Source organism: Helicobacter cynogastricus, assembly GCF_900197855.1.
Lineage (GTDB): Bacteria > Campylobacterota > Campylobacteria > Campylobacterales > Helicobacteraceae > Helicobacter > Helicobacter cynogastricus.
This window is the reverse complement of sequence record NZ_FZMQ01000005.1, coordinates 38517-52015: the sequence shown is the minus strand read 5'-3', so window position 1 is coordinate 52015 and position 13499 is coordinate 38517. Positions and strand designations below refer to the sequence as shown.

Below are 13499 nucleotides of genomic sequence, written 5' to 3'. Positions count from 1 at the left end.
AATAAGCAAGCTATTATAACATAGCTAGTTATGGGTTTGTATCTTGTGCGCCATCTCTTCTAGGAGGAGTTTTATTTGTGTGTCTTCTAACATAGTCTTTTGAATCAGCCGTAAAGATTTACTCACTGCGCTATGATCTTTAAGCCCTAGAAATTCCGCGATCGCGCTGGAGGAATTGGGAGTAAGCTGGCGGGCTAGATAGATCACGCTCTTTTTAGCCAAACTGATCTGGCGCGTACGCGCGTTGCTCTGAATTTGAGAAGATTTGAGATTGAGGGTAGAGGCGACCACTCTTAAAATACGATCTAAGCTGATCTCTTGGGCGCGTTCTTTGGTAGTTTCTTGCACCACACTTTGTGCCATTTGTAGGCTAATGGGTTGGTGGTTAAGAGTGGCGTGTGCATTTAGTCTTAAGAGTGTGCCCTCGATTTGACGAATATTCTCATTTAAATGGCTAGCTAGATAGTGCAACACCTCTTGAGGGAGTTCTATCTGATCTTGAGCGCATTTTTGCTCGATGATGGCAATCTTGGTTTCTAAGGTTGGAGGATGCACGCTAGCTAGCATGCCCATTTCAAAGCGTGAGAGGAGTCTTTGGGCTAGCCCCTTAATATCTTTGGGAGGTTTGTCTGAGGTCATCACAATTTGCTTGTTTTGAGCATGTAAGGCGTTAAAAGTATGAAAAAACTCCTCCTGCACCTTTTCCTTACCGGCAAAAAATTGCACATCATCAATCAAGAGATAGTCACAAGAGCGGTATTTTTCTTGGAATTTATCCATGCTACGACTATTGAGACGCAGAATATAATCGTTTAAAAATTGTTCGGCGGTAACATAGAGCACACTTTTAAGCCGATCGCAGGCGTGATTGCCAATGGCGTTGAGCAAGTGGGTTTTACCCAAACCCACGCCCCCAAAGAAAAGCACAGGATTATAGACTCCAGCTTGGCGCGCAACTTGAGTGGCGATTTTAACCGCCATTTGGTTACACGCCCCCACTACTAAGGTATCAAAACAAAAAGCGGGATTGAGGGTGGGGTTATTTTGAGCCAGAATAAGGGGCTTGGGGGGGCTAGCAGGCTGTGCATGGGGGGGTAAAATGCGCACTTGGACTTTATAGCCTCTGTGTGCGCCAATGCTATTTTCTAAGAGGGCGCAGTATTTTGCGCTCATATAATGGGACATGAGCACATTGGGGGCATAAAAGATGAGCAGATCCGCCTTAGAGGCATGCGCATCGTAGTGCAAGAGGCGCATATAGGTTTTAAACTCGTATTCGCTCACGCCTAACTTGAGCGCGTCCCAAATTTGTTCGATCAAGACTACTCTTTTAGATACGCATCGTGCGCATAGAATTAGCTAGTGCGATCAAGGTTACGCCTACATCTCCAAAGACCGCTTCCCAAAGCGTAGCGATTCCAAAAAAGCCCAAGACAATAAACATTGCCTTGATTCCTAGCGCAAAGACAATATTTTCAATGATGATTCGCTTGGTCTTCTTGGCAATCTTAAAGACTTTGAGCACGGATTGCAAAGAGTTATTAGTGATCACAATATCCGCACTCTCCTTGCTAATTTGGCTCGCACTCCCCATACTCATGCTCACATCCGCGCACGCAAGCGTGGGAGCATCGTTGATTCCATCGCCCACAAACATGCTCTTATGAGTATGCTGGGCTTGGAACTCCTTAAAGGCGTTGAGTTTGTCCTCAGGCAAGAGGTTTGCATAATAGGGGCAATCTAATTCTGTTGCCACGCGCTTAGTGCTGTATTCGTGATCTCCGCTCAAAATACACATGTGTTCAATACCTGCATGTTTGAGCGCGCCTAAACACTCTTTAGCATTGTCTTTAAGCGTGTCTGCCACCACAATATAGCCCACATGTTGCCCATCCACAGCCACATGCACGATCGTGCCCTCTAAACTGCAGGTGTCATGGGGAATGTTGTATTTGTGTAACATTTTATCATTGCCCGCGATGATGAGGTGGGAGTGGCAGCTAGCCTGCACGCCTAGCCCGCCGATCTCTTGGTAGTCTTTGACCTCGTGCTGGCATTGGCGTTTATAGGCTTTTTGAATGGAGATCGCAATGGGGTGAGTGGAGAGAATTTGTGCACAAGCGGCATGGGTGAGCACATCTTCTTTGCTAAAGGGTGCGATGGGCACGACATCTACCACATTAAACTCTCCCTTGCTCAAAGTGCCCGTCTTATCAAAGGCAATATTTTTCACCTGACTAAGTGCTTCCAGAGTTTGCACGCTTTTAATCAAAATCCCCGCACGGCTAGCCGCCCCCACGCCTCCAAAATACCCCAAAGGCACAGAGATCACCAGCGCACAAGGGCAACTCACCATCAAAGCAAAGAGTCCGCGATAAATCCAAGTATCAAAATCTCCATGCCCTAGCAAGGGAGGGACAAGAGCAATGAGTAGGGCAATCACAAACACCGCTGGAGTGTAATAGCGCGCAAAAGTAGTGATGAATTTCTCGGTTTGGGATTTCTGACTCACGGCATTAGAGACTAAATCCACGATTTTAGCCACCGAAGAATCTGCATAGAGCTTACTGACTTGGATTTCTAGCACCCCTTTAAGATTGATACTTCCCCCTAACACCGCGCTGTGTTCCTTGACATTGACCGGTAGAGACTCCCCTGTGAGAGCTTTTTGATCTAGCAAGCTCTCCCCACTGAGTACCACGCCATCGGTAGGGATTTTCTCGCCCACTTTGACCAGCACAATATCCCCAACTTCTAGCGCGCTGGGCTCAACCTCTTGCAATTCCTGCCCTACTTTACGCACGGCGCGATTAGGCGCGACATCTAAGAGTGCGTGCAGGGATTGTTTAGAGCGCGCAATCGCCAATTTTTGTAAAAACTCCCCTACGGCATAAAAAACCATAATAGATACCGCTTCTTCGTGCGCTTTCACGCCAAAGGCAGCGATGGTAGCGCTGAGCATGAGAGTGTTTTCATCAAAAAATTGTTTATTTTTAATGGCACGCAGTGCGCCCAAAAAGACATCTTTGCCCGCCACCACATACACGCCTGCTAAGACTGCATAGCTTAAATAAAGTGCCCAATTTTGGGTACTAAAGTGGATGGTGGCCACTGCGATCAAGTAAAGCACGATACTGATTAGTAAAGGTGTCGCGCTGGGTTTGGACTCGCTTTGTACTTGCTCAGAGAGCTCCATCTCGGGTTCTAGTTGTTTGATGAGGGCTAGGGCTTTGGGTATGTCTTGGGTCTTAAGATAGAGCGTGTTGGTATTAAAAACCACACGCGCCTCTTGGACATAACTTTGTTTGTTGAGCGCGTTCTCTAATTTGTTGGCACAATCAGGGCAATCTAGCCCGGTAAAATGGTATTTTTGCATGCTAAACCTTTCTAAATTGGAGTGCCTGCAGAATGTGCGCCTTTTCAAGGACGCTAGAACCTGCTAAATCGGCGATAGTGCGCGCAACCTTTTTGGTGCGCTCAATCACGCGCTCAGAAAATCCATAGCGCAAAATGGCTTGATCTAAAATATGTTGCGCTTGCGAATCCAAAGGGCAAAACTTAGCGATCTCTTGTTCGCTCAACTTGCCATTTAAACATGTTTGTCCTCTGGATTTTTGCATTTTAAAAGCCTCTAAAACTTGCTGGTGCATGGATGCGGAGCTGTGCGTGCTTTGCGCGCCCACTTCTGTAGGACTCATCTGCACAAAAAGGTCGATTCGCTCTAAAAAGGGCGCGCTCAAGCGGTTTTTATAGGCGATGATGTCTCTTTCTAAACAACGGCAGACCTTAAAATTATCCATCAAATTCCCGCAAGGGCAGGGATTCATCGCTCCCACGAAAAGAAAAGAAGTGTCGTAACTAATTTTGCTCGTAACTCTTGAAATCACCAACTGGTTATTTTCCATCGGCTCGCGCAAGGCTTCTAAAATGTCCTTTTTGAAATGGGGAAGTTCATCAAAAAATAAAACCCCGTTATGGGCTAGAGCGATCTCTCCGGGTTTAGGCTGATTAGACTGAGTTGAACCTAAAATGCTAGACTTAGACGCGCTTTGGTGAGGATGTCTAAAGCTCCTTAATGGGGTGTAATCGCTCTCTTGTTGGCTTAAAACGCGTAGTTTAATGGAGGCGATCATTTCGCTTAGAGAACTAGGGGGTAAAATATAGCGTAGGCGCTTGGCAATCATGCTTTTTCCACAGCCAGGGCTACCCTCTAAGAGGATATTATGCATCCCAGCAGCAGCAATTAAAGCGGCTTGTTTGGCGCGCTCCTGCCCACGCACATCGGTAAAATCTAGAGCAAAATCATGCGTGTAGTAATAGGGCGTGTTGCCAATATTTAAACTTTCAAAGGGGAGGTAGGGGATATGTGTGCAGGACTCTTGGCTATCTTGGGTGATGAGCTCTAGGGCTTGGTTTAAATGCTCCACAAAGTGCAGATGGAGATTAGGAATCAAACTAAAGAGTTCTTGTCCGCCTTGAGGCAAGATCACATGGGCGTTAGGGGCTTGCAGGGCAATGTCTAAGAGCATGGGGAAAATGCTATCACTATGCTTGATCTTGCCATCTAGACCCAATTCCCCAAAGGCAAACCAAGTATGTTTTAAGGGGTTTTTCTGCAAGGCGACCAAGAGTGCCATAGGCAGATCGAAATGACTCCCACTTTTGGGCAGATCGGAGGGGGAGAGATTGATGGTAATTTTTAAGGGGGGGAGGGTAAAGCCATTATTATGCAACGCGCCTTGTACGCGTTGTTTGGATTCTTGAATAGCGTTATTAGCTAGCCCACTGATCACAAAGGCGGGCAGGGCACGGCTAAAGCTCCCCTCCACCTCTACAATTTTAGCATTCGCCCCGTGCATGGTGGCGCAATAAAGGGTGTTGACATGCGCTTGGGCGCGCATTAATCCTCACTCTTGAGAGCTTTTTTAAATTCCTTTTCAAATTTCTTGCGTTTGAGCATGGATAGCTTGTCCACAAATAAAATTCCGTTGAGGTGATCCATTTCATGTTGGATTGCTACGCTCAACAACTCGCTAGCCTGTAGCATTTTAGACTCTCCGTGGCGGTCTTGATAGGCTAGAGTGAGATTAGCATGTCTTTCGATCTCTTCGTAAAACTCGGGCACAGACAAACACCCCTCACGCCATAGAATGCTTCCCTCCGTGTGGGTGATCACGGGGTTGATGATTTCTAGGCGATCTTCTGGATGTTGAGTTTCGTCTTCTTCGCGAGGCAGATTGATAATGAGAATACGCTTGGGCACGCCTACCTGAATGGCAGCTAAACCGATGCCCTTGCGCGCCAACATGGTTTCATACATGTCCTCTAAAAAGCCGTGTAATTCCGCATCAAATGCGCGTACTTCACTAGAACGCGTGCGTAACTTCTTATTAGGATATTGTAAAACCTTCAAAATTGCCATTTTATGCCTGTTTAGAGCTCTTGATCAACACTTCGTCCACAATCCCGTATTCTTTGGCTTCTAACGCACTCATGAAAAAATCGCGATCGGTGTCTTGCTCGATCTTCTCTAAGGGTTGACCGGTATTAGTCGCCATGATTTGATTGAGCAAATCTTTTAGGCGTAAAATTTCTTTAGTGTAAATGGCTAAATTGCTCGCTTGTCCCTGTGTGCCCCCTAGTGGCTGGTGGATCATAATCCTTGAGTGGGGCAGAGAAAAGCGTTTGCCCTTAGCCCCACAACTGAGCAAAAATGCGCCCATCGAAGCGGCTTGTCCGATGCAGATCGTGCAGATGTCTGGGTGGATATAATTCATGGTATCATAAATACTAAACCCGCTAGTTACAGAGCCTCCGGGGGAATTAATATAGAGATTAATATCTTTCTCGGGGTCTTCGGCTTCCAAAAAGAGCAGTTGAGCAACAATGCTAGAGGCTACGCCATCATTGATCTCTCCGCTCAAAAGCACAATGCGATCTTTGAGCAAGCGCGAATAAATGTCATAACTGCGTTCCCCCCGCCCTGTTTTCTCAATCACAAAAGGAATATGATTCATGCCTGTGCCTTAGCCAGTTGTCGATCGAGTAAGAATGTGAGCAGACGATCCTCAATGAGGGTCATTTTCACAGCTGGGAGCATTAAATTCTTGTCGTAATACTCGATGAGTTTTTGAGGGTTTTGATTGGTCATCATTGCTTCGTAGTAGAGGGTTTGAAAGACCTCTTGGTCGTCTACTTGTATATTTTCTTGTCTAGCCAACGCGTCAATAATAAAGGTAACCTTGACACTTTTGAGCACTCTCTCTCTAAAACTTTCTCGCTTTTCTTGCACCTTAGAGGGATCTTTTTGCAACTCTTCAACTTCTTCTTTAGACATATTCTGTAAGGATTGGCGTAAGACTAGATCTAACTCTTGCTCAACAATCGTATGAGGCAAGTCAAAATCCAATGCCTTTTCTAAATTTTCCACCAACTGATCCTTAAGCCCTTGATTATAGAGCTTGATCTTGGCTTCCATAAAAAGTTGATCTTTAAGTCTGTCTTTGAGCATTTCTAAAGTGGGTTCTTTTTCTTGGTTAAGCACCGCCTTAATAAACGCCTCATCAATCGCGGGGATTTCTCGGTTCTGTATCTTATGAATTTTCACATGGAATACCGCTTTTTTGTCTGCTAAAGTGGTGTTTGCATAATCTTTAGGGAAATGTACAGAAAAGCTTTTTTCTTCCCCTGCTTGCATTCCTATAAGCTGTTCTTCAAAATCTTTGAGTAAACGCCCTTCGCCTACAATAAGTGCAAAATCTTTAGCACTATTACCCTCAAAAGGTTTTCCCTCTAAAAGACCTTCAAAATCCAACACCACGCCCTGTCCCTCGCTAATTTTGCTATGCTCGGGTGCGTCAGAAAAGATAGCCTTCTCTTTGGCCAAGCGTTCCAAGCGTTCTTCAACCTGCTCAGGTGTGATAGACTCCACAGAAAAGCTAGGGATACAGGTTTCAATATTAGAAAGATCGATTTGGGGCTTGAGACCAATGTTAAGCTCAATATCAAAATGCTGATCCTGTTTTTCAAACTTAATTATCGCTGGATTACCCATCATTTCTTGAGGGGTAATTTTGAGATCTTCTACTCCTGCTTTGAGCACAGAATCTAAAAGCTCTTTTTGGGATTCCTCTTGGATTTGAGCTTGATAGCGTTGATTGATAATATCGACAGGCACTTTGCCCCTTCTAAAACCATCCATTTTTGTTTTTTGAGCGATCTTTTTGGCAATTTTTTGTGCTTTTTGATTAAAATCTTCAAGGGAGGGCTTGGCATATACGCGTGCATTAGCCCCATCTAGTTTTTTGGTCTCTAAAACCATCTATAACTCCTCAGGTTTGAGTATAATAAGGGGTCATTCTAGCTAAATCTGTGTTAAGCGATAATTAAACACTGGGGGTGTCAATGTCCTTAGAAACGCTCAAAGCCCGCCTACAACTCAGTCGTGATCTTTCTCCTCGTTATGGCATGGTGTGTAAAATTCTGCCCAATATGGTTTTTGTGCAGGGTTTTTTGCCCTCTGTGGGGGATGTGGTGCGGGTAGAACGCAGCGATGGTAAGGAATGCTTAGGCATGGTGGTGGTGGTGGAAAAAAGTCAATTTGGCTTTGCGCCCTTTTCCTTTGTGGAGGGGTGCAAGGTGGGGGATCGCGTCCTCTTTGTCAAGGAGGGCTTGAGTTTTCCAGTAGGGGAGGGCTTGCTAGGGCGCGTACTCGATCCGCTGGGCAATCCCCTAGATGGATTAGGCTTTGTGCAAGCAAACGCCTTTGCGCCCGTAATGGTAGAGCCTATGAAACCCCTTGATCGGGGCGTGATTAATGAACCCTTTGGGGTGGGGGTAAAGAGCATTGATGCCTTGCTTACTTGTGGTAAGGGACAAAAACTAGGCATTTTTGCTGGTAGTGGGGTGGGCAAATCTACACTGATGGGCATGATAGTGCGTGGGTGTAGCGCGCCTATTAAAGTGATCGCCCTCATTGGCGAGCGGGGGCGTGAAATTCCGGAGTTTATTCATAAAAATCTGCAAGGCAATTTGGAAAACACGGTTTTGGTGGTGGCCACTAGCGATGACTCCCCTTTAATGCGCAAATACGGCGCGTTCTGCGCGATGAGCGTTGCTGAGTATTTCAAAAATCAAGGCCATGATGTTTTGTTTATGATGGATTCAATCACACGCTTTGCAATGGCACAACGCGAGATCGGTTTAGCTATGGGCGAACCCCCCACCAGTAAGGGCTATCCCCCCTCAGCCTTGACCTTGCTCCCTCAACTAATGGAGCGCGCAGGCAAGGAGAAAAATAAAGGGAGTATTACGGCGTTTTTCACCGTGTTAGTGGAAGGTGATGATCTCTCTGATCCCATCGCTGATCAAGCACGCAGTATCTTAGATGGACACATAGTACTTAGTCGTGAGCTGACCGATCATGGCATCTACCCCCCTATTAATATTTTAAACTCTGCCTCAAGGGTGAGCAAGGAGGTGAGCGCGCATGAGCACATGCTGTCTGCACGCAAATTTCGTAAACTCTACGCCCTGCTCAAAGAAAATGAGGTCTTAATCCGTATTGGCTCTTACCAACAGGGCTTTGATAGGGACTTAGATGAGGCTATGGATAAGAAAAGCACTATGGAGGCTTTCATGCTTCAAGAGGAAGAAGAAATTGTGGAAGCGCAACAAAGTATCCAACAACTCATCGATCTTATGCAGAATCCTTAAGATTGGCCAAAGGATAGCGTGGTATATCCACTTTAATATGAAAATGATTTTTGCATATCCAAACTCTATCTTTCTTTTAGGATTTTTTGATGGAACGAATTTATTTAGATAATAATGCCACAACCCGAGTTGATCCGGCTGTGGAACGCTTGATGATGCCCTATTTTGGGGATCATTATGGCAACCCTAATTCTTTGCACAAGTTTGGTACAGAGACTCACCCGGCGATCTTAGAAGCATTAGATAAACTTTATGCGGGCGTGGGGGCACGCAATGAGGATGATATTATTATCACTTCCTGTGCCACAGAGAGCAATAACTGGGTGCTCAAATCCATGTATTTTGACGCGTTCTTAAAACATGGCAAAAATCACATCATTACTACAGAAGTAGAACACCCGGCTGTACACGCTACTTGCGAATTCTTAGAGAGCGTGGGCATGGAAGTAACTTACTTGCCCATCAACGCGCAGGGCACAATTAGTGTAGAACAGGTCAAAGAGGCGATCACAGACAAGACTGCCTTAGTAAGCGTAATGTGGGCAAATAACGAAACTGGGCTTATTTTCCCCATTGAGGCAATCGGAGAGGTGTGTAAGGAGAGGGGCGTGCTTTTTCACACGGACGCGGTACAAGCTATTGGTAAAATCCCGGTGGATGTGCAAAAGTCGCATGTAGATTTTCTCTCTTTTTCTGCACATAAATTTCATGGACCTAAGGGAGTGGGGGGGCTGTATATCCGCTCTGGTGTGGAGCTTACCCCGCTTTTACACGGAGGAGAACACATGCGCGGGCGGCGTAGCGGTACTTTGAATGTACCCTACATTGTGGGCATGGGCGAGGCGATGCGTTTGGCTCAAGAACATTTGGATTATGAACATAGAGTTGTGGGCGAATTGCGCGACAAATTAGAAGACGCGTTGCTCAATATCCAAGATGTCTTTGTGATTGGGGATCGTGTGCACCGCGTACCTAACACGACCTTAGTGAGCGTGCGCGGAATTGAGGGTGAGGCGATGTTGTGGGATTTGAACCGCGCTAATATTGCTGCTTCTACTGGGAGCGCGTGCGCAAGCGAGGATTTAGAAGCCAATCCGGTCATGGTCGCCATTGGGGCAGATAAAGAACTCGCCCACACCGCGATCCGCTTTTCTTTAAGCCGTTTTAATAGTACCCAAGAGATCGACTATACGATCGAAGTCTTCAACAAGGCAGTAAAACGACTGCGTAATATTTCTAGCTCTTATGGGTTTTAAAAGGAGATCACATGGCAAAGAATAATTTACTGGGTGGGGCTTTGTGGGATGCGTATTCTAAAGAAGTCAGTAGACGCATGGACAATCCCACACATTTAGGGGTTATTACGGAGGAAGAGGCACAGGCTAGGGGGGCTAAACTCATTGTTGCCGATTATGGTGCGGAGGCGTGTGGGGATGCAGTGCGCCTGTATTGGTTAGTCGATCCCAAAACCGATCAAATTATAGATGCGAAATTTAAGAGCTTTGGCTGTGGTACGGCGATTGCTAGCTCGGATATGATGGTCGAACTCTGTTTGGGCAAACGCGTACAAGATGCCGTCAAAATCACAAATTTAGATGTGGAACGCGGTTTAAGAGATCACCCCGATGTGCCTGCTGTGCCCGGGCAAAAAATGCACTGCTCGGTGATGGCTTATGATGTGATCAAGCAAGCGGCTGGACAATATTTGGGCAAAAACCCAGAGGATTTTGAAAGTGAAATCATCGTTTGTGAATGCGCGCGGGTGAGCTTAGGTACAATTAAAGAGGTGATTCGCCTTAATGATCTCAAAAGTGTGGAGGAAATTACCCAATACACCAAAGCGGGAGGCTTTTGCAAGAGTTGTGTTAAACCCGGTGGGCATGAAGCTAGGGAGCATTATTTGGTGGACATTTTAAGAGATGTGCGCGCAGAGATGGCCGAGCAAGAGCTCAAAGATAAGGCGCAAAAATCCTTGAGTGGGGATTTGGCCTTTGCAGACATGACAATGGTGCAAAAAGTGAAAGCCATTGATAACGCTATTGATCTGCATATTCGTCCCATGCTCATGATGGATGGAGGAAATTTAGAAGTTTTGGATATTAAAGAAGGTGGGGGCTTCGTGGATGTGTATATTCGCTATATGGGCGCGTGCGATGGGTGTGCTAGCGCGACTACAGGGACTTTATTTGCCATTGAAGGGGTGTTGCAAGAGCATTTAGACGAACACATCCGCGTATTACCAATTTAGAACGAAGATGAGAATTTGAGGGGGGATATTTGGATTACCATGCTATAATTATGCACTATTTTTTAGGAGTTTATTGTGTGCAAAAAACTGAAGGTTTGGCTTTCATGGGTATTATTGGGGGGTTGTGGGGTTTTGCTCGCCGGTCCGAATGTGCAAACTACCCAGCCTTCCAGTACCCTTAGTGCTCAAGAAAAGCCTAAACCTCCTAAATCTATTGTAGGCGACACGCTCTTAGATTTTAATTATCCTATTAATATTGTCCAAGAGCCCATCAATAACCGCTTTGTGGGCTTGCTAGCTCCACACATGCAAGTAAGCGACAATCTCAAGCCCTATGTTCAAAAATTTCAGGATGCCCTGTTAAATCAGATACAAGAAATCTTTCAAAAGCGCGGTTATCAAGTTTTGCGCTTTACTAGCAAGGATGCCCTTACAGCCGAAGAAAAACGCAAGACTTGGGCGGTTTTAAATTTAAGCGGTTGGGTGGGTGTTTTAGAAGATGTAAAAATGAACACTAGCGATCCAGCTAAGCAGGATTTGGATGTGATGGTTGATCAAAGTTCCGGATCAGTTTGGTTTAATTTTTTTGAACCTGAAACAGGGCGTATCATCCATAATTTTGGTGTGGATGTAGGCAATGATCAGGCCACTACGCATACCTATAGCTACCATGGAGATCAAGTCCCTCAAGTTGATCCTAAGCAATTAATTAAAGACAAAGATGACGCAATTCGTAAAATTCTCAACGACATATACGCAAAGGTGATGCAAAAACTGGTTACGGAGCTCACGGATGCCAATATCAATCGCTATAGGAATGCCATAGAAAAGATTAAAAAATAGGCCTTGCTATTGTGTTTAAGGTGGTGAGATGCATAGATTAAAGATGTCCCAAAAGCTTTATGGGGGTTTTGGAATCGTCATCGTTTTGATGGTGATCTTGAGCGTCGTGGGGGTGATTCGTGTGCGTGCCATTAACCAGACCTTGACAGAAATTACTGACTATAATGCCGTAAAACAACGCTACACTATCAATATGCGTGGCAGTGTGCACGATCGCGCTATCGCTGTGCGCGATGTAGTGATCACGCAAGATAAAGAGATGTTGGAGGTACAAATCGCCTTGATTCGTAAACTCCATGGGGATTACCAAGAAGCTAAGAAGTTAATGGAAGTGATGTTCAATCATTTTCCCAACCATATCAGTAACCAAGAAAGGAGTCTCTATGCAACCATTAATGGCATTGAGGCTGTAGCTCTACCTCAAATCAATAAACTTATTGATCTTAAGCTTGCTGGCAATGTTCATGTTGCAGATTTTTTGCAACAAGGTCTAGCACAAAATATTGTCAAGTGGCTCGCCTCTATCAATGCCTTTATCGATCATGAAGAGGAGCTTAACAAACGCCTCACAGCAAAAGCTAGAAGTATCACAAGAGATTTTAGTTATCTAATGGTGAGTTTGACTCTTATTGTGTTTGTAATCGGATTGGGAATTGCCTTTGCCGTAGTGCGTGATGTGAACGCCTCTTTGGGAGCTGAACCCGTCTTTATTAAAGAGATCATTAGCACGATTGCCAAAGGCGATCTTTCTAATCAAATACATACCAAGTTTAAGAGAAGTGCCCTAGATGCAATTAAGCACATGCAAACATCTATGGTAACTATCATTCAAGAAATCCGTCAATCCTCTATGGATATTTTCCAAAAATCCACCCAAGCCTCAGAGTTTTCTCGTATCTCTCAAGAAAATGCTACAAAACAAGAAAATATGACAGCCGAGCTCATCAAGACAATGGAGCATTTGCAAAAAAGCATTGATGGTGTGAGCACAATCATTGCTCAAACAGAAGAAAACTCTTTGCAAAGTGTGGAGTTGAGTCAAAAGGGTAAAGAGGCCGTACAAAATACGGCTCAAGGGATGGCACTCATTACTCAGCGGGCTTCTGAAAGTGCAGAGCAGATTCACTCTTTAGACCAGCATGCTCAAAATATTGGTCATAGTGCTGAACTCATACAGGGTATTGCCGATCAGACTAATTTGCTTGCGCTCAATGCAGCCATAGAGGCCGCACGCGCAGGCGAACATGGGCGCGGTTTTGCGGTGGTCGCTGATGAAATCCGCAAATTAGCTGAACACACCACCAATGCAACCCAAGAAATCGATCAGGTTATCAAGCTGATACAAAATGAGACTCGCAAATCAGTCTCTAGCATAGAGAGCATGGGTTCTGAGATTGATAAAAGTCAAGAGTATGCCAACCAAGCTTCTTGTGCCCTAGAAGCCATTTATAACAAAGCAACCAGCTCTTTAGAGGATGCCAAAAGCGTTGTAGTGCATTCAAAGGGTCAATATCAAGACATCGCTCGTATCGCCAGTGAGATCAACAGCATCGCACACATTGCGCAAGAAGTAGCCACTTCTATGAGCTCAAACAGCCAAGAAATCAGTGCCTTAGAGCTCACCGCACAAAACCTTCAAAAGATCGTGCACAATTTCAGACTCTAATTGTGCTATAATCTACTATCTACTACA

General features: G+C 45.2%; 11 protein-coding genes. 5 read left to right on the top strand and 6 right to left on the bottom strand.

All coding sequences use genetic code 11. The features are described 5' to 3' along the window. Positions 1–24: 24 nt before the first annotated feature. Genes dnaA through tig form a run of 6 tightly spaced genes read right to left on the bottom strand, consistent with a single transcriptional unit; the run spans position 25 to position 7321 of the window. On the bottom strand, positions 25–1320 hold the full coding sequence (gene dnaA / locus C6H00_RS01460) for a chromosomal replication initiator protein DnaA (protein ID WP_104749282.1): 1296 nt from the start codon (positions 1318–1320) through the stop codon (positions 25–27). 10 nt (positions 1321–1330) lie between these two features. Then, positions 1331–3376, bottom strand: a complete 2046-nt coding sequence (locus C6H00_RS01455; RefSeq protein ID WP_104749281.1) for a heavy metal translocating P-type ATPase — start codon at positions 3374–3376, stop codon at positions 1331–1333. A 1-nt stretch (position 3377) separates the two neighbouring features. Continuing rightward, on the bottom strand, positions 3378–4901 hold the full coding sequence (locus C6H00_RS01450) for a YifB family Mg chelatase-like AAA ATPase (protein ID WP_104749280.1): 1524 nt from the start codon (positions 4899–4901) through the stop codon (positions 3378–3380). After that, complete coding sequence (gene def, locus C6H00_RS01445; RefSeq protein WP_104749279.1) at positions 4901–5422, bottom strand: peptide deformylase; 522 nt, start codon at positions 5420–5422, stop codon at positions 4901–4903. Before def ends, C6H00_RS01450 begins: the two co-directional genes overlap by 1 nt. 1 nt (position 5423) lies before the next feature. Next, complete coding sequence (gene clpP, locus C6H00_RS01440; RefSeq protein ID WP_104749278.1) at positions 5424–6017, bottom strand: ATP-dependent Clp endopeptidase proteolytic subunit ClpP; 594 nt, start codon at positions 6015–6017, stop codon at positions 5424–5426. Then, positions 6014–7321 (bottom strand): trigger factor, encoded by a 1308-nt coding sequence (tig, locus tag C6H00_RS01435; protein WP_104749277.1) that lies wholly within the window; start codon positions 7319–7321, stop codon positions 6014–6016. Before tig ends, clpP begins: the two co-directional genes overlap by 4 nt. A gap of 83 nt (positions 7322–7404) precedes the next feature. On the opposite strand from tig, the gene fliI reads away from it, so the two are divergent. The 5 genes from fliI to C6H00_RS01410 all read left to right on the top strand — a co-directional run bounded on the left by fliI (position 7405) and on the right by C6H00_RS01410 (position 13472). Continuing rightward, a complete protein-coding gene (fliI, locus tag C6H00_RS01430) occupies positions 7405–8715 on the top strand; it encodes a flagellar protein export ATPase FliI (RefSeq protein ID WP_104749276.1) in 1311 nt (436 codons plus the stop codon). Positions 8716–8801: 86 nt separating this feature from the next. Next, a complete protein-coding gene (locus C6H00_RS01425; RefSeq protein ID WP_104749275.1) occupies positions 8802–9971 on the top strand; it encodes a NifS family cysteine desulfurase in 1170 nt (389 codons plus the stop codon). A gap of 11 nt (positions 9972–9982) precedes the next feature. Further along, on the top strand, positions 9983–10963 hold the full coding sequence (locus C6H00_RS01420; protein WP_104749274.1) for an iron-sulfur cluster assembly scaffold protein: 981 nt from the start codon (positions 9983–9985) through the stop codon (positions 10961–10963). A gap of 75 nt (positions 10964–11038) precedes the next feature. Continuing rightward, a complete protein-coding gene (locus C6H00_RS01415; RefSeq protein WP_104749273.1) occupies positions 11039–11806 on the top strand; it encodes an HpaA family protein in 768 nt (255 codons plus the stop codon). A 28-nt stretch (positions 11807–11834) separates the two neighbouring features. Further along, a complete protein-coding gene (locus C6H00_RS01410; RefSeq protein WP_104749272.1) occupies positions 11835–13472 on the top strand; it encodes a methyl-accepting chemotaxis protein in 1638 nt (545 codons plus the stop codon). Positions 13473–13499 lie beyond the last annotated feature (27 nt).

Excerpts from the sequence above, each read along its gene's own strand:
- C6H00_RS01455 (WP_104749281.1), bottom strand. The coding sequence starts at position 3,376 with ATGCAAAAATACCATTTTACCGGGCTAGATTGCCCTGATTGTGCCAAC.
- C6H00_RS01450 (WP_104749280.1), bottom strand. The coding sequence starts at position 4,901 with ATGCGCGCCCAAGCGCATGTCAACACCCTTTATTGCGCCACCATGCAC.
- def (WP_104749279.1), bottom strand. The coding sequence starts at position 5,422 with ATGGCAATTTTGAAGGTTTTACAATATCCTAATAAGAAGTTACGCACG.
- clpP (WP_104749278.1), bottom strand. The coding sequence starts at position 6,017 with ATGAATCATATTCCTTTTGTGATTGAGAAAACAGGGCGGGGGGAACGC.
- tig (WP_104749277.1), bottom strand. The coding sequence starts at position 7,321 with ATGGTTTTAGAGACCAAAAAACTAGATGGGGCTAATGCACGCGTATAT.
- fliI (WP_104749276.1), top strand. The coding sequence starts at position 7,405 with ATGTCCTTAGAAACGCTCAAAGCCCGCCTACAACTCAGTCGTGATCTT.
- C6H00_RS01420 (WP_104749274.1), top strand. The coding sequence starts at position 9,983 with ATGGCAAAGAATAATTTACTGGGTGGGGCTTTGTGGGATGCGTATTCT.
- C6H00_RS01410 (WP_104749272.1), top strand. The coding sequence starts at position 11,835 with ATGCATAGATTAAAGATGTCCCAAAAGCTTTATGGGGGTTTTGGAATC.